The sequence below is a fragment of the Streptomyces sp. NPDC002104 genome (assembly GCF_053593795.1).
Genome location: NZ_JBSFDF010000001.1, coordinates 187,174 through 204,110, shown reverse-complemented (window position 1 = coordinate 204,110; position 16,937 = coordinate 187,174). Strand labels below are relative to the sequence as shown.

The following is a 16,937-nucleotide window of genomic DNA, read 5'->3' as shown; positions in this document are numbered from 1 at the left end:
ACACGATGGACAAAGTCATGGGCAGCGCCGCCGAGGCGGTGGCCGACATCCAGCCGGGCGCCTCACTGGCCGTGGGCGGTTTCGGTCTCAGCGGCGTACCCGAGGTCCTGATCCGCGCCCTTCTCGGCCAGGGCGCGGACGGCCTGCGGATCGTCTCCAACAACTGCGGGGTCGACGGGCGCGGGCTCGGAGTCCTGCTGTCCGTCGGACGTATCGCCCGCGTCACCGGCTCCTACGTCGGCGAGAACAAGGAATTCGCCCGGCAGTACCTCGCCGGCGAGCTGGAGGTGGAACTCGTCCCACAGGGAACGCTCGCCGAACGCCTGCGCGCCGGCGGCGCCGGCATCCCCGCCTTCTACACCCCGGCCGGCGTGGGCACCCAGGTCGCCTCCGGCGGACTGCCCTGGCGCTACGCTCCCGACGGCTCGGTGGCCGTGGCGTCGCCTGCCAAGGAGACCCGGGAGTTCGCCGGGCGCCGGCACGTGCTGGAGCACGGCATCACCACCGACTACGCCCTCGTACGGGCCTGGCGGGGAGACCGGCACGGGAACCTCGTCTTCCGCAAATCCGCGGCCAACTTCAACCCCCTCGCCGCCATGGCCGGCCGCATCACGATCGCCGAGGTCGAAGAACTCGTCGAACCGGGCGATCTGAACCCCGACGCGGTACACCTCCCCGGCATCTACGTCCGCAGGATCGTGGAACTCACCCCACCACAGGCGGCGGACAAGCCCATCGAGAAGAGGACGGTCCGTCCCTGATGTCCTGGACCCGCAACCAGATGGCCGCCAGGGCCGCGACCGAGCTCGCCGACGGCTCCTACGTCAACCTCGGCATCGGCCTGCCCACCCTCATCCCCGGCCTGCTCCCGCCCGGCGTCCACGTGGTCCTCCACTCCGAGAACGGCATCCTCGGCACGGGCCGCTACCCCGTTGCGGACGAGGTCGACCCCGACCTGATCAACGCGGGAAAGGAAACCGTCACCGTGCTGCCCGGGGCCTCGTTCTTCGACTCCGCCCTGTCCTTCGGCATGATCCGCGGCGGCCACATCGACACGGCGGTCCTGGGCGCGATGCAGGTGTCGCAGTACGGCGATCTCGCGAACTGGATGATCCCCGGCAAGATGGTCAAGGGCATGGGGGGCGCCATGGACCTCGTTCACGGCGCCGGCCGCGTCATCGTCCTCATGGAACACACCGCCAAGGACGGCAGCCCCAAGATCGTCGAAGACTGCTCCCTGCCCCTCACCGGCGAGCGGTGCGTCCACCGCATCATCACCGACCTCGGCGTCCTCGACGTCACCGAGGACGGCCTGGCTCTCGTGGAGACGGCTCCAGGCGTCACCATCGCCGACGTCATCGCCCGGACCGACGCACCGGTCCGCACGGACCGTCAGGCGTGACGCCGAGGTGACCTCACGCCGCGATGGTCCGTACACCCATGACGTGCGTACGACGTATCCGGTGTGACGGTTTCCGCCTCCCCTCTCCTGCGTTCCGCTCCGATCCCCAAGGAGGCCTCATGTCCGCACACCCCACCCCACTCCGCATCGCCGTCGTCGGCGGCGGCATCGGCGGACTGGCCGCCGCGCTGGCGACCGCCCGCGCCGGCCACCACGCAACGGTGCTCGAACGATCCGCCCGGTTCGGCGAGATCGGCGCAGGCTTGCAGCTCGCGCCCAACGCGTCCGCCGCACTGGAACAGCTCGGGGTGCTCCCGGCAGTCCAGCGCAACGCCGTCGCCCCGCCGCGCCTGGTGATGATGGATGCTCTGACCGGTGACGAGGTGACCTCCCTCGACCTGCGCAGCGCCGCGTACACCGCACGCTTCACGCACCCCTACCTGGTCACCCACCGCACCGACCTGCACACCGCGCTCCTGGACGCCTGCCGGGACCATCCCGCCGTCACACTCCGCACCGGTCACACCGTCACCCGTGCCGAGCAGGACGACACAGGGGTACACCTGCACTTCGCCGACACCTCTGCGCGGCTCACCGCCGACGCGGTCGTGGCCGCCGACGGCCTGCACTCGCGCCTGCGCCAAGCCCTGGTCGGCGACGGCGAACCGGTCTGCTCGCGCTACGTGGCGTACCGCGGGGCCCTGCCCGTCGACAGCATGACGGGCAGGATGTCGCAGTACGCCGCGTCGGAAGCGGTGATGGTCTGGGCAGGGCCCCGCATGCACCTGGTGCAGTACCCCGTCCGGCGCGGCGAGCTGTACAACCAGGTCGCCGTGTTCGAGAGCGACCGCTACACGCCGGACTCGGACGCCTGGGGCACCGAAGCCGAGCTCGAAGAACGCTTCGCCGGAGCCTGCCGGCCGGTCCGCGACGCACTGCCGCTGGTGGCACGCGACCGCCGCTGGCCCCTGTACGACCGCCTGCCCATCGACGACTGGGTACACGGCCGCATCGTGCTGCTCGGCGACGCCGCCCACCCCATGCTCCAGTACCTGGCCCAAGGCGCCTGCCAGGCACTTGAGGACGCGGTCGCCCTCGGGCAAGCGCTCGGCGGGTTCACCGACCCGGCCGACGCGTTCGCCGCGTACGCCCGGCAGCGCCGTCAACGGGCGGCGCTCGTCCAGACGAACGCCCGGCGCTTCGGCGAGATCTGCCACCTGGAGGGAATGGGGGCCACCCTCCGCAACGCCCTCTTCTCGTCCCGTTCGTCCGAGGACTTCGACGACATGTCCTGGGTGTGGACGCCGACCCCCGCCTCCGTTCCCGCCCCGTGATCCCGCCACCGCAGGAGGACACCATGAACGACGAACTCGTCTACGAGGCGCTGGAGGGTTCGGGAGCCGCGCCACTGTGGCGCTTCTACGGCAACCTGTTCCCCGCCGAGCCCAAGAGCCGCGCCGTTCCCCACCGTTGGAGCTGGCAGGAACTGCGTCCCCACCTGCTGCACTTCTCCCGGACCCTCTCTCTGGAGGAGGCCGAACGGCGCGTGCTCATGCTCGTGAACCCCGGCCTGAGTGATCCCCCGGCCACCGTCAACACCCTCTATGCCGGACTGCAGATCATCCTTCCCGGAGAGACCGCCCAGGCGCACCGGCACACGTCCAACGCGTTCCGCTTCATCCTGGAGGGCAGCGGCGCGTGGACCACCGTCAACGGCGAGCGCGTCTTCATGTCCCCGGGCGACCTGCTGCTCACCCCCGGGTGGCATTGGCACGACCACACCCATGAGGGCGACGCGCCGATGATCTGGCTCGACGCGCTCGACTACCCGCTCGTCAACGCCCTGGAAGCCGGCTTCTACGAGAAGTACCCCCAGCGGCTCCAGCCCGTCACCAGGCCCGACGACGCGGGCAGCAAGCAGTTCCTGCACGGCCGGCTGACCCCCGCCTGGCTCACCCCCGACGGCCCCCACTCCCCCGTCACCCGCTACACCTGGACAGAGACCCAACGGGCCCTGGACGCCGTCGCCGACACCGCCGAAGGCAGCGAGGTCGACGGCATCGTCCTCGAATACACCAACCCGTGGACCGGCGGTCCGGTCATGCCCACGATCGGCTGCCGCGTCCAGCGGCTGCGCCCGGGCTTCCGGGGCGCCGGGCGCCGGCACACCGCCTCCACCATCTTCAGCGTCGTACGCGGCGAAGGCGCCACGATCGTGGACGGGGAGCGGCTGGAGTGGTCGGAGAACGACACCTTCGCCGTCCCCGGTTGGGCGTCCTACCGGCACCTCAACAGCTCGTCCTCGAACGACGCCGTGCTGTTCTCCTACAGCGACGAGCCCGTCATGCGCTCGCTGGGTCTCTACCGCACGGAAGACGCCGACCCCGGCGCCTGATCCGCCCATCCGACACTTCACCAAGGAGGCCACGGTGCGCCTGGCCCTGTTCAACAAAGGACGTATCGGACTCCTCGACGGGGACGACCTCGTCGACGTGACCGAACTGCTTGCCGGATCCGGCCCTTTCGGCGCGGCCGGAGCACTCCACCACCACATCGAGATGGCCGACCGGCACGGCTCGATAGACCAGGACCTGGACGGCCACACCCGGATCCCGCTCGCCGAGGCCGTCTTGGAAGCCCCACTCCCCCGCCCCGGAAAGATCATCGGGGCACCGGTCAACTACCTCGACCACAAGGCTGAGATGGAGTACTCCACGTCGGTCGCCGACCTCGGAGTCTTCCTGAAGGCCAACTCATCGGTCATCGGCCCCGGCCAGGACATCCTCCTGCCCTACTCCGACAAGCGCACGGACCAGGAGGGCGAACTCGGCGTCGTCATCGGCCGCACCGCCGCACACGTCAGCCCGGAAGAGGCCCTGGACCACGTCTTCGGCTACACCTGCCTGCTGGACATCACCGTCCGCTCCGGCGAGGACCGCTCCACCCGCAAGTCGTTCGACACGTTCACCCCCATCGGCCCCTGGATCGTGACCGCGGACGAGATCCCGGACCCGGACTCCCTCGACCTCCGCTGCGACGTGGGCGGCGCCACCCGACAGCGAACCAACACGGCCCACCTGATCTACGGCGTCCGCGACCTGATCGCCTACACCTCCTCCGTCATGACCCTCCACCCGGGCGACGTGATCGCCACGGGCACCCCCGCCGGAGTCGGCCCGCTGGGCCACGGGGACCGCGTGGGCGTGGAGATCGAGCGGGTCGGCCGCCTGGAGGTCGGCGTCGACGGTTCCCGCGCCACCCCGTACGAGGAACGCCCCGGGCGCAGGGACCACTGACCGATCGGGGGCACACGCAAGGTGGTGCCGGCGCGGCGCCCATGGAGTCCAGCGCACACCGGCGTCCCGTCGGCCGACACCACCTGCTCCCAGCAGTTCGCCGTCCTCGACGACGAGACGTCCACCGGTCAGGCCTGGGAGTCAGCGTGGTGCGTAACGGCCGGGACGGTGATCCGCCCGACCTGACGAGCCAATGGATATGTTGACATACGTATCGAGGCATACTTATATTGCGTGTATGGCCACCCCCAGCGCGTCCGAGCAGGACATCCGGCAGATCGCGTCCGCGATGTCGGCAGTCCTGCCCGCGCTGAACCGGGCACTGGACCGGCGTCTCGCCCAGGACTTTCCGCACCCCAAGCCGCCCGAGAGCCAGCTCGCGCTCTTGAGACTCGTCGGCGAGCGTGACGGTGTCACGGTGCGCGAGGCCGCCGAGGTCCTGCTGATGAAGCCGAACAACGTGAGCGCCCTGGTCACACAGCTGGCGGGCCAGGGGCTGCTGGAGCGCAGGCAGGACTCCGCGGACAAGCGGGTCGCGCATCTGCACCTGACGGCCGAGGCCCGGCAGCGCCTCGACGAGGTCGGGAGCCTCCTGGACGGGTACCTCGTCGAGGCGCTGCACACCCTCACCGACGGGGATCTCGACGCCATCGGGTCCGTGCTCGGCGCGCTGCGGGGTTTGGCGCGGCACATTCACCCCGCCGCCCACTGACGGCTCTCGCGCACCCGCGTCCCGTCGACCTCCATCTGTACGAGGAAGCAAGGCACCTCCATGTCCTCCACTGCCGTGGACAGCTCTCCCCTGCCCGCACCCGTCCGCCCCGCCGCTCCGGTGGGCCGCCGCGCCAATCCCTGGCTGACGCTCGTCGCCGTCGCCTTCGGCCTGTTCATGGTCGGTCTGGACGGCTCCGTCGTCGCGATCGCCAACCCGGAGATCGGCCGGGACCTGAACGCGTCCACCGCCGACCTGCAATGGGTCACCAACTCCTACCTGTTGGCCCTTGCCGCCGCCCTGATCCTCGGCGGGAAGCTCGGTGACCGCTTCGGCCGGCGCACCTTCTACCTGGTCGGAGTCATCGGTTTCACGCTCGCGTCGGTCGCCATCGGCCTGGCCGGGTCGATCGAGGGCGTCATCGCCTTCCGCGCCGTACAGGGCTTCTTCGGCGCGCTGCTGATGCCCAACACGCTCGGGCTGCTGCGCGCGGTGTTCCCGCCGAAGAAGTTCGGCATGGCCGTGGGCATCTGGGCGATGGTGTCGTCGGTGTCCACCGCACTCGGCCCCATCGTCGGCGGGCTCCTCGTCGAGCACGTCAACTGGGAGTCCGTCTTCTACATCAACGCCCCGATCGGCGTCATCGCGCTCGCCTTCAGCGCACTCGTCCTGCCGCAGAGCAGGAACGCCTCCGGCGACCAGCGCTTCGACGTCCCCGGCGTCATCTTGCTCGCGCTCGGACTGCTCGTCGTCGTGTTCGGCGTGGTCAAGGGCGAGACCTGGGGCTGGAGTTCCGGCTCGACGCTGGGTGCGCTCGCCGCCGGCCTCGTGATCCTGCTGGTGTTCGGCTGGTACGAGACGCGGGCGGAGCACCCGCTGCTGCCCATGCGGTTGTTCCGCAACCGCGCGCTGACCATCGGCGCGATCATCACGGCGATCAACTTCTTCGTCCTGCTCGGCGTGATCTTCTTCGTCATGCTGTACCTCCAGAACGTACGCGGCTTCACCCCCGTCGAAGCGGGCGTGCGCACCCTGCCGCTGAGCCTGGCCTCCGTGATCGCCTCCCCGCTGGGCGCGAAGCTCACCGAGAAGTACGGCGCCGGGCTGTCCATGCCGCTCGGGATGGTGCTGCAGGGCGGCGCCGCCTTCGGCGTACTCGCATGGGGCGTGGACTCGCCGTACGTCGCGATGTGGCCGCCCTTCATCGCCCTGGGCCTCGGCGTGGGCATGGTCATGGCGGCCTCCTCCGACGCCATCGTCGGCAACTCCCCGGTCAAGGACGCCGGCGTCGCGGGCGGCCTCCAGGCCACCGCGCTCCAGATCGGCGGCGCGCTCGGAACCTCCGTACTCGTGTCCCTGATCAGCAGCCGAGTCAACTCGACCCTGACCGCCGAACTCACCACCGCCGGAGTGCCCGCACCCATGGCACAAGGCCTGCACGAGGCCAAGGACGCGGTCGCCATGGGCATTTCACCCGTCTCCGGAGACATGCCGGCGCAGCTGAAGGCCGCGGTGATCGAGGGCAGCGGCCAGGCATTCATCAACGGAGTCCACACCGCCGCCATCGTCACCGGCGCCCTGTGCGTCATCGGAGCCGCCCTCGCCGCAGTCGGCGTACGACGCAACCCGCAGAGCGCCCGCCACTGAGGCTGCAACGGGGCCGACGGCCCGGGCCGGGATCGCGAGTCCGCAGGAACGACGGCTCGCACCCGGCCGGGCCGATCCCGTGCACCCCTCGCCGAGCAGCACCGCCGGCCGCGACACCGCCCTTGCCGCTGCCCACAACGACCCGCGCCGGTCTCCGGAACAGACCGGCGGTGGACCTGGACCTCGGAAGGGCAACTCACCTGGAGCTGTGATTCCGGACCATTTCCGGACCAGCCCCCGCCAAGGAGCCGCACCAACTGGCCTTCCCCCTGGTCAGCATGGGTGCCGCTGCTGTACCACCAGCAGACGAAGAACCTTCTCGTGTCGTACTCCCCGAAGAAGCTCGGCTTCTTCTAGGAGTCGAGCACAGCTCCTGAACCGCACGCATGACGGTTCAGCAGCGCGCTCCGGTCCCGGGGCTGCTGCCGAAGCCGCGTGGTCTTGGCTGCGCCGTCCCGTAGCTGTGCCGCGGCCCGCGCTGTCTTCTCCACTAAAGCTGGAGGGCCTCCACTAAGGCTGGAGGGCCTCGACCGCGGCCTCGATGGTGGGATGGAAGGTGAAGAGCTGGTTGAGGCCGATGATGCGGAAGACGTGCATCAGGTCGGCATTCAGCCCGACGAGGGACAAGGGGGCGCGGGCCTTCTCCGCACGGTAGTAGGCGCCGATGAGTACGGTGATGCCCGTGGAGTCGCAGTAGGCGAGCTCGGAGAGGTCGATCAGTACGGGGACGCCGGCGTTGAAGGGGGTCTCCTCGATCACCCCGGTGAGCTCCGGTGCGGTGTGGTGGTCGAGCTCGCCGACCACTCCCAGTACGGTGGCGCCACTCGGGTGGGAGTGCCGACTGGTGGTCAGGGTCCGGTGGGTCACCTGTTCTCCTGGGCTGGTAGCGGGGTGGGGTGGTACGGGACGGACAGGGCGAGCAGGGCGGTGTCGTCGCTCACTCCCGCTCCCAGATCGGTGAAGAGCTCGTGCACCGACGCCAGCAGGACGTCCGCTCCGCGGGCGGGCCGGGCGACCAGATGACGGGCCAGCCCCTCCTCCCCGAGCATGCTGCCGTCCGCGGCACGGGCTTCGGTGAGCCCGTCGGTGTACAGCAGCAGGGCGTCGCCGGGCGCGAGGCGGGTGGTGGCCTGCGCGAAGTGCGGGTCGGGAAGGATCCCGATCAGCTGGCCGCCGGTGGTGGAGACCGGTTCGACGGCGCCGTTCGCGCGCACCGCCAGGGCCGGGGGGTGTCCGCCGCCGGCCAGAGTGACCGTGAACGACCCGTCGGAGGCGGCGTCGAGCACACCGAACACCGCAGTGCAGTATCGGGGGGCGTCGCCCTGGTACTCGCCCTTGAGGACCGTGTCCAGGTTGGACAGGACGGTGCGGGGGTCGGGGTCGTAGATGGCTGCGGCGCGCAGGGTGTAGCGGGTCAGCGAGGTCAGTGCGGCGGCGGCGGCGCCCTTGCCGCAGACGTCGCCGAGGAAGAACGCCCACCGGCCGTCGTCGAGGGGGAAGAGGTCGTAGAAGTCGCCGCCGACCTCGTCGGCGGAGGCCGTGTGGTAGGCGGCGGCCGCTTGCAGTCCGGGAACCGTGGGCAGGGCCGGCGGCAGCAGGGTGCGCTGGAGCGTGCGGGCCAGGCGTTCGGCGTCGGCCCGGCCCGCGCGTTCGGCGGCGACCATGTGCTGCGCGCTCGACCGCAGTTCGAGCTCCTCCATGACGAGTGCGGCCAACTCCTGGAGGGCGGCCAGCTGGTCGCCGGTGGGGTGGCGCGGACGGGTGTCGAGCACGTTGACGGTGCCCAGTCGGTGACCGTCGGACGTGGTGATCGCCGCGGCGGCGCAGAATCGCACTCCCGGCAGGCCCTGGACGGCGGGGCCCGCGGTGCCGCGCGGGTCGGTGAGGGTGTCCGTGACCACGTACGGCTCCTCCTGCGGGAGGGAGCAGAGCACGCTCCGGTCACGGGGGAACTCCCTGACGCCCCCGAGCCCGTGGGCGGCCTTGAGCCACACCCGGTCGCTGTCCACGATCGCCACGGTCGCCATGGGGACGCCGAAGATACGGGCCGCGAGGGTCGCGATCCTGTCGAAGGCCCCGTCCGCGGAGGTGTCCAGGGCCGCGTAGCGGCGTACCGCGGCGAGCCTGCCCCGTTCGTCCGCCCCCTCCTGCACCGCCCCGTGCTGGAGGGTGTACTCGGTTGCCGTCACATGGCCTCCCGGCCCGCCTGGTTGGCCGTACCTCGTGGTCCCGGGCTCGGCTGTCCTATCCTACGGATCACGTCAACGGTCTCCCTCCGGGTGGTCCGTCGCCGTTCGGGCCGCTGGGGGCCGCACAGCCCGCCACGGCACGCGGAGCGGCAGCACAATGGATGCCGGCCGTGTACCCGGACATCGGCTGTTCGAACAACGAGGGGTGAGCAGTGACGCGTTCCGAGGATGCCGCGCGCGAGACGACGGCGGCCGTCGGGGCCGGTGTGTTCGCCGCCGACGAGGCGGTCGGCCGGGATCTGGGCCGGGTGGACTGGCCGGCGGCCACCCCGCTCGGCGACCCCGAGAACTGGCCCCAGAGCCTGAAGACGACCGTGAGCATCCTGCTGTCCTCGAAGTTCTCCATGTGGATGGCCTGGGGACCGGAACTCACCTTCTTCTGCAATGCCGCCTACCGGCGCGACACCCTGGGCCGGAAGTACCCGTGGGCGCTGGGACGGCCGGCGAGCGAGGTCTGGGCGGAGATCTGGGACGACATCGGCCCCCGCATCGACACCGTGCTCACCACCGGCGAGGCAACCTGGGACCAGGCCCTGCTGCTGTTCGTCGAGCGCTCCGGTTACCCGGAGGAGAGCTACCACACGTTCTCCTACAGTCCGCTGCGCGACGACACGGGTGAGGTCGTCGGCATGCTCTGCGTGGTCAGCGAGGAGACCGAGCGCGTCATCGGCGAACGGCGGATGGCCACGCTGCGCGACCTCGGCTCCGACCCCAGCGTGGTGCGCACCGAGCAGGAGATGCTCGACTTCGCCCGGCTGCAGCTGAGTGGCAACCCGCACGATCTGCCCTTCACCCTCACCTACCTGTTCGAGGCCGACGGCAGCGCCGCGCTGGCCGCTGCCACGGGGATCGGGAACGATCACCCGGCCGCGGTGAAACTCCTCCCGCCGGGCTGCGAGACCCCGTGGCCGACGGCTGCCGCGGCCCGGGGAGAGTCCTCGGTCATGCCCCTGGACGGCGACGTGTTCGCGGACCTGCCGGCCGGCGAGTGGGCCGAGGCGCCCCTGCAGGCCCTGGTGGTGCCGCTGCGCCAGCAGGGCGGCGATCCGTACGGTTTCATGGTGGTCGGTCTGAACCGGTACCGGGCCCTGGACGACGGATACCGCGGCTTCGTGGAACTGGTCGCCGGGCACGTCGCCAGCGGAGTCGCCAGCGCCCGCAGTTACCAGGCGCAGCAGCGGCGCGCGGAGGAACTCGCGGAGCTGGACCTGGCGAAGACGGCGTTCTTCTCCAACATCAGCCATGAGTTCCGTACGCCGCTGACGCTGATCATGGGTCCTGTGGAGGAGCTGCGGGACCGGCTCGCGGCCGTGGACGCGGACGCGGGTGTGCACGAGGAGCTGGAGGTCATCCACCGCAACGGGCTCCGGCTGGGCAAACTGGTCAACACCCTGCTGGACTTCTCCCGCATCGAGGCCGGCCGCATGCAGGCGTCCTACGAGCCGGTGAACCTGGCGGAGCTCACCGGTGAGCTCGCCAGCGTGTTCCGCTCCGCGGTCGACAAGGCGGGCCTGGGCTTCCGGGTCGACTGCTCTCCCCTGCCCGAGCCGGTCTTCATCGACCGCACCATGTGGGAGAAGGTCGTGCTCAACCTGCTCAGCAATGCGCTGAAGTTCACCTTCGAGGGCTCGATCCGCGTCGCGGTGGACGCCGTGGACGGGGCGGCCGTGGTGACCGTCGACGACACCGGCATCGGTGTCGCGGCGGAGGAGATACCCCGGCTGTTCGAACGGTTCCACCGCATCGAGAACGCCCGCTCGCGCTCCAACGAGGGCAGCGGCATCGGCTTGGCCCTGGTCAAGGAACTGGTCGGGCTGCACGGCGGCGAGATCAGCGCCACGTCCGCGGAGGGCCGGGGCACCCGGTTCACCATCCGGCTGCCCTTCGGGTCCTCGCACCTGCCCGCCGACGCCGTCCTCTCGGAGCCGGGCTCCGGGACGGGCCCCACCGCGGCCGCCCCCTTCGTGCAGGAGGCCCTTCGCTGGCTGCCCCGCGGCCACGGCCAGGCATCGCCCGTCGCGGCCCGGATCCAGAACCTCGCGGATGCCGAAGCCGCCGGGACGGCCCCCGGTACGGCCGCGGCGTCACGTCTCCTGGTCGCCGACGACAACTCCGACATGCGCGAGTACCTCGTACGCCTCCTGCACGGTGCCGGTTACCAGGTCGACGCGGTCGCCGACGGCCGACAGGCTCTGGGGGCCATCCGCGCGAAGGCCTACGACCTGGTGGTCAGCGATGTCATGATGCCCCACCTGGACGGCCTCTCCCTGGTCACGGCGCTGCGGGCCGACCCCCGCACCGCCTCGGTCCCGGTGCTGCTGCTGTCCGCGCGGGCCGGACAGGAGGCGTCCATCGAAGGCCTGCAGGCCGGCGCGGACGACTACCTCGTCAAGCCCTTCGCAGCCGCGGAACTCCTCGCCCGCGTACGGGCGAACATCGAGCTGGCACGGCTGCGCGGCCACCACGTCCGCTGGCGAACCGCCCTGGTGGACTCCCTGCAGGAGGCCTTCTTCGTGTGCGACGAGGACGGCGCGGTCATCGAGATCAACACCTCGTTCAGCGACATCCTCGGCTACGGACCCGAAGGCCTGCCCTACCGGCCGGTCCACCCGTGGTGGCCCGACGCCACCACCGACGCGGTGGCGCACCAGCAGGTCGAGGAGGCCTTCGCCCTGCTGCTCGGCAGCACGAAGGGCTCGTACACCATTCCGATCACCCACCGCGACGGGCACAGGCTGTGGGTCACGGCCACCTTCAACCAGGTCGACGATCCCGACACCGGACGCCGCGTGACCGTCGGCACCTTCCGGGACGTCACCGCCGAGCACTACGCCATCCAGCGCGAGAGCGCCCTGGCCGCCCTGGGCACGTGCCTGTCCCGGGCCACGAGCGTGCCCGAGGCACTGGCCGGCGCACTGCGGGAACTGAAGAAGCTGTGGCGCGGCCGGTCGGTCGTGGCGGCGGTCTTCGAGCGGGGCGCCGAACCCGCGCTGACCTCCACCGACGCGCGGCTGACCTGGCCGCACCTGCCCGCCGGACGACGGGAGGCCCTCGAGGAGCTGCGCCGGGGGCCGGTCCTGACCCCGGTCGCCGACCGCACGGGGGCCGGCATCCTCCTGGAGTTCCCCGACGGGCCGCTCGCCCTGTGGATCGACCTGGGCGAGAACCGGCCGTTCACGGGCGAGGACGAACTGCTGCTGTCCCTCCTGGCCGGTCACCTCGCCCAAGGCCTCAACCGCGCCCACCAGATCGACCAGCAGCGCGAGACGGCCATCGCCCTGCAGCGCGCCATCCTCGGCCCCTCACAGCTGCCCGCCGGTTTCGCCGTCCGCTACGAGCCCGCCACCCAGCCGCTGGAGGTCGGCGGTGACTGGTACGACACGGTCGCACTGCCCGACGGCCGCATCGGCATCGTCGTCGGCGACTGCGTGGGACGCGGGCTCGAAGCCGCCAGCGTCATGGGTCAGCTGCGCAGCGCGTGCCGCGCCCTGCTGCTGCAGGACGCCAGTCCCGCCCGGACGCTGATGGCCCTGGACCAGTTCGCCGCCGGCGTGCCGGGCGCGGCCTGCACCACCGTCTTCTGCGGAGTCCTCGACGTCGACACCGGGCAACTGACGTACTCCAGCGCCGGCCACCCGCCCGGCATCCTCGTCCGGCCCGAGGGCACCACCCGGCTCCTGGAGGACGGCCGCTCGCTGCCCCTGGCCGTCCGGCCCGGAACCCGACGTCCCGAAGGCGCCTGCACCATCCCGGCCCGCTCCACGCTGCTGCTGTACACCGACGGGCTCGTCGAACGCCGCCGCCATCCGCTCAGCGCGGGCATCGACCAGGCCAGCAAGGCCCTCCAGGACGGCCGGGACACCGCGATCGACGACCTCGCCAGCGACGTCATGGCGCGGCTGGCTCCTGTCGACGGCTACGACGACGACGTCGCCTTGCTGCTCTACCGCCACCCGGCCCCCCTGGAGATGTCCTTCCCCGCCGAATCCTCCCAGCTCGCGCCCGTACGCAAAACGCTGCGCGGCTGGCTCGACCGGTGCGATCTGCCGTCCGCCACCGTGCAGGGCATCCTGGTCGCCGCGGGCGAGGCGTGCGCCAATGCCATCGAACACGGGCACCGTGACGCCGCCGGAGGCACCATTCAGTTCCGGGCCGAGGCGAACGTCAACGATCTGCACCTGACCATCGCCGACACCGGCCGCTGGAAGGCACCGGATCCGGAGCTCAACCCGCACCGCGGCCGCGGGATGGCCCTGATGCGTGCGCTGATGCAGCAGGTCACCATCACTCCCGGCCCGTCCGGAACCACCGTCGACATGCACACGAGGATCGCCTGATGACCACGCCCCTGACCCTCACCCTCGGACGGCGGCCCGACGGCGCCGCACTGCTCACCGCGGTCGGCGAGATCGACATGAGCAACACCCAGGAGCTGGCCGCCGCCCTGGCGGGCACGGTCGGCCCCCTGGTCCTCGACCTCACGGGTGTGGAGTACCTCGACAGCGCCGGCCTCAGCGTCCTCTTCCCCCATGCCGACCGCATCGAACTCCTCGCCAATCCGCTCCTGGAACCCGTCCTGACCATCTCGGGCCTCACCGACCTCACCACCGTCCACGGCATCTAGGCCGCGGCCGGTCAGGTGCCGGGCACCCCGGCCCGCGCTCGGTTCGCGTTGCCGGGGACGCATGGTCCGCGTTGACTGGGTAGGCGGGGGGAGACCTTCCGGCGCCCGCCGGAAAGTGATCAGCCACCTCTGGGGAGGACGCCCCGTGACGCAGGACGCGCAGCAGACCCCGTACACGACGAACAACGTCGGAATCCCGGTGGAGAGCGACGAGCACTCCCTCACCGTGGGATCGGACGGCCCGATCCTCCTCCAGGACCACTACCTGATCGAGAAGATGGCCCAGTTCAACCGCGAACGGGTACCCGAACGGGTGGTCCACGCGAAGGGCGCCGGGGCCTACGGCGTCTTCCAGGTGACGAACGACGTCAGCGCCTTCACCAAGGCCGACGTCTTCCAGCCCGGTCGCCGTACGGAGATGCTGGCCCGCTTTTCGACCGTCGCGGGGGAACAGGGCTCCCCGGACACCTGGCGGGACCCGCGCGGATTCGCACTGAAGTTCTACACCGAGCACGGGAATTACGATCTGGTCGGCAACAACACCCCGGTCTTCTTCGTACGCGACCCGAGCAAGTTCCAGGACTTCATCCGCTCGCAGAAGCGCCGCCCCGACAACGGACTGCGCGACCACGACATGCAGTGGGACTTCTGGACCCTGTCACCCGAGTCCGCGCACCAGGTCACCCTGCTGATGGGCGACCGCGGCATCCCCAAGAGCTACCGGCACATGAACGGCTACGGTTCCCACACCTACCTGTGGGTCAACGGCGCCGGCGAGAAGTCCTGGGTGAAATACCACTTCCACACGGACCAGGGCATCGACTTCCTCACCCAGGCCGACGCCGACCGGATCGCCGGCGAGGACCCCGACTACCACCGCCGCGACCTCACCGACGCGATCGCCGGCGGCGAGCCCCCGAGCTGGACGCTGTTCGTGCAGGTCATGCCCTTCGAGGACGCGCCCGGCTACCGGTTCAACCCGTTCGACCTGACCAAGGTGTGGCCGCACGCGGACTACCCGCTGATCGAGGTCGGGCGGATGACCCTCGACAAGAACCCGGACGACTACTTCGTCCACATCGAGCAGGCCGCCTTCGAGCCCTCGAACCTGGTGCCGGGCATCGGACCGTCACCGGACAAGATGCTCCTCGGACGGCTCTTCTCCTACCCGGACGCGCACCGCTACCGGGTCGGCGCGAACTACACCCAGCTGCCCCCCAACCGGGCGCGCTCGCTGGTGTCCTCGTACGCGAAGGACGGTGCGATGCGCTTCGAGGCATCGAACGCGGCCCGCCCGTACGCTCCCAACTCCTACGGCGGCCCGGCCGCCGACACCGCCCGCTTCGGCGAGCCCGCGGGCTGGGCCTCGGCGGGCGAGATGGTCCGGCAGGCCTACGCGCTGCGCAGCGAGGACGACGACTGGGGCCAGCCGGGCACGCTGGTGCGCGAGGTGATGGACGACGCGGCGCGCGAGCGGCTCGTGTCCAACGTCGCCGGACACCTGGCGGACGGCGTCAGCAAGCCCGTCCTGGAACGGGCGCTCCAGTACTGGCGCTCCATCGACCAGGGGGTCGGCGACAAGATTGCCGCACACTTCTGAGCCGCGTCCTCACGAGGAGCGGCCGCACGGCCGAGGGCCCGGACCCCAATGGGGTTCGGGCCCTCGGCCGTGCGGCGGTGTCCGCCGCGGTCAGCGGTCGACGACGGCCTTCCGCCGGCGACGGAGCCGGGTCCGCAGCCGGGTCCGGAGCCGGTCCAGCCGGGGGTGACGGGCGCGGCGTTCGTGGGCATGGCGGTCCAGTTCCTCGAGGAGGCGCTCGGAGCGCTTCTCGACGCTCAGTTCGTCCAGGACGCGGTCGGCCTCGGCGAGGAGCGCCCCGTAGAGCTGCCACTCGGCGGGATGGCGGTCGATCTGTCCGGGCAGCAGGGCGGCAAGCCGGGCGCGGCTGGTCCGGGCGGTTTCGAGCTCCTCGACGAGCCTGCCCTCGGCCTCCTCGGCATTGGAGGTCACCTGGGCCGTGATCAGTTGCGCGAAGGACTCGACGGCCGCGGCGGTGTGCCCGTACAGGTCCTGGAGGGCGCCGGCCACCGGCGGAGGGAAGGCCGGTTCGTCGCCGTGCGCCTTCGCGAGGTCGGTGAGCGTACGGCAGGACACGCGCAGCACCACCGCGCAGATCTCCAGGGTGTCGAGGCCGGTGCGCAGGACGAGGCGGAAGAGGACGCCGTCGCGCACGCGGGGGTTCAGGCGCAGGCTGTCCTCGGCCTGGCGCAGGGCGGCGTCGACTTCGGAGATGTCGTTGTCGAGCCGGCGGGCCTCGTGCAGCCGGGCCGCTGCCTTCTCCACCGTGGTGGCGTTCCCGGACTCGCTGCCGATGTGCACGAGCAGCGTCCCGATGCGGGCGGCGAGGTCGATGATCGCGTCACTGGCGGGCCGGATCCAGACGGGCGGCACGAACAGGACGTTGAAGCCGAGGCCCACCGCGGCGCCGATCAGGGTCTCCAGGACCCGGTCCCAGGCGGTGTCGGCGACCTGGGTCACCCCGAGGACGAGCATGGCGCTGATGGCGACCTCGGGGACGAACTCGCCGGCCCGCACGACGCGTCCCACGACGAGCGAGGCGAGGATGATCAGGCCCAGGCTCCACCAGGTCAGACCGACCAGGGCGCTGAACCCGATCGCTATCAGGACCCCGGCGACGACGGCGTTGACGCGCCGAACGCCGGTGGTGAGCGTGGAGTAGAGCGTCACCTGGACCACGAGCAGCGCCGTCAGCGGCGCGGTGAGGGGCGCCGGTTCGCTGCTGAGGCGCAGCGCGACGACGTAGGAGACGACGGCCGCCGCGGTCGAGCGGACGGCCTGGACGACGGCGGGCTCCCGGTGCCGTCGGACGAGTTTCAGAAAGGGGGCAAGTGCGTCTGACATGTACGGCCCCTGCCCCCGCATCCGGGAAACATCACCGCGGAACGGGCCGCCGTCGCCCGGTCTTCCGCCTGAGCCGGGACGCCC

13 protein-coding genes are annotated in these 16,937 nt (G+C 71.0%); 10 read left to right on the top strand and 3 right to left on the bottom strand.

The genetic code is table 11. The annotated features are described in order from the left end of the window. Nucleotides 1–5: 5 nt before the first annotated feature. The 7 genes from ACWCP2_RS00895 (at nucleotide 6) to ACWCP2_RS00865 (ending at nucleotide 7,057) form a co-directional block, all read left to right on the top strand. Nucleotides 6–761 carry a CoA transferase subunit A gene (locus ACWCP2_RS00895; protein ID WP_450906435.1) on the top strand — a complete coding sequence of 252 codons (756 nt, stop codon included), beginning with the start codon at nucleotides 6–8 and terminating at the stop codon, nucleotides 759–761. Beyond that, nucleotides 761–1,402, top strand: a complete 642-nt coding sequence (locus tag ACWCP2_RS00890) for a CoA transferase subunit B (protein ID WP_450906434.1) — start codon at nucleotides 761–763, stop codon at nucleotides 1,400–1,402. The genes ACWCP2_RS00895 and ACWCP2_RS00890 overlap by 1 nt, the downstream gene beginning before the upstream one ends. 119 nt (nucleotides 1,403–1,521) lie before the next feature. After that, nucleotides 1,522–2,736: an FAD-dependent monooxygenase gene (locus tag ACWCP2_RS00885; RefSeq protein WP_450906433.1), complete on the top strand. Its 1,215-nt coding sequence runs from the start codon at nucleotides 1,522–1,524 to the stop codon at nucleotides 2,734–2,736. A 23-nt stretch (nucleotides 2,737–2,759) separates the two neighbouring features. Further along, the gene (locus tag ACWCP2_RS00880) at nucleotides 2,760–3,797 is read left to right on the top strand and encodes a cupin domain-containing protein (RefSeq protein ID WP_450906432.1); all 1,038 of its coding nucleotides are present in this window, start codon (nucleotides 2,760–2,762) and stop codon (nucleotides 3,795–3,797) included. A 34-nt stretch (nucleotides 3,798–3,831) separates the two neighbouring features. Beyond that, complete coding sequence (locus ACWCP2_RS00875; protein WP_450906431.1) at nucleotides 3,832–4,698, top strand: fumarylacetoacetate hydrolase family protein; 867 nt, start codon at nucleotides 3,832–3,834, stop codon at nucleotides 4,696–4,698. A 238-nt stretch (nucleotides 4,699–4,936) separates the two neighbouring features. Continuing rightward, nucleotides 4,937–5,410 (top strand): MarR family winged helix-turn-helix transcriptional regulator, encoded by a 474-nt coding sequence (locus ACWCP2_RS00870; protein WP_450906430.1) that lies wholly within the window; start codon nucleotides 4,937–4,939, stop codon nucleotides 5,408–5,410. A gap of 60 nt (nucleotides 5,411–5,470) precedes the next feature. Further along, nucleotides 5,471–7,057, top strand: coding sequence for an MFS transporter (locus ACWCP2_RS00865; RefSeq protein WP_450906429.1), 1,587 nt, complete (start codon nucleotides 5,471–5,473; stop codon nucleotides 7,055–7,057). Between the two features lie 510 nt (nucleotides 7,058–7,567). On the opposite strand, the gene ACWCP2_RS00860 is transcribed toward ACWCP2_RS00865, so the two are convergent. Beyond that, complete coding sequence (locus ACWCP2_RS00860; RefSeq protein ID WP_450906428.1) at nucleotides 7,568–7,924, bottom strand: STAS domain-containing protein; 357 nt, start codon at nucleotides 7,922–7,924, stop codon at nucleotides 7,568–7,570. Further along, entirely contained in the window at nucleotides 7,921–9,246 is a 1,326-nt protein-coding gene (locus ACWCP2_RS00855; RefSeq protein WP_450906427.1) for a PP2C family protein-serine/threonine phosphatase, read from the bottom strand. Before ACWCP2_RS00855 ends, ACWCP2_RS00860 begins: the two co-directional genes overlap by 4 nt. A gap of 212 nt (nucleotides 9,247–9,458) precedes the next feature. Between ACWCP2_RS00855 and ACWCP2_RS00850 the strand changes: the two genes are divergently transcribed. The 3 genes from ACWCP2_RS00850 to ACWCP2_RS00840 all read left to right on the top strand — a co-directional run bounded on the left by ACWCP2_RS00850 (nucleotide 9,459) and on the right by ACWCP2_RS00840 (nucleotide 15,530). Then, nucleotides 9,459–13,643, top strand: coding sequence for a SpoIIE family protein phosphatase (locus tag ACWCP2_RS00850; RefSeq protein WP_450906426.1), 4,185 nt, complete (start codon nucleotides 9,459–9,461; stop codon nucleotides 13,641–13,643). Then, a complete protein-coding gene (locus ACWCP2_RS00845; protein ID WP_450906425.1) occupies nucleotides 13,643–13,930 on the top strand; it encodes an STAS domain-containing protein in 288 nt (95 codons plus the stop codon). The genes ACWCP2_RS00850 and ACWCP2_RS00845 overlap by 1 nt, the downstream gene beginning before the upstream one ends. Nucleotides 13,931–14,075: 145 nt before the next feature. Beyond that, complete coding sequence (locus ACWCP2_RS00840; RefSeq protein ID WP_450906424.1) at nucleotides 14,076–15,530, top strand: catalase; 1,455 nt, start codon at nucleotides 14,076–14,078, stop codon at nucleotides 15,528–15,530. A gap of 90 nt (nucleotides 15,531–15,620) precedes the next feature. Here ACWCP2_RS00840 and ACWCP2_RS00835 read toward each other — a convergent pair whose 3' ends face one another. Further along, complete coding sequence (locus tag ACWCP2_RS00835; RefSeq protein WP_450906423.1) at nucleotides 15,621–16,853, bottom strand: FUSC family protein; 1,233 nt, start codon at nucleotides 16,851–16,853, stop codon at nucleotides 15,621–15,623. Between the last annotated feature and the right edge of the window lie 84 nt (nucleotides 16,854–16,937).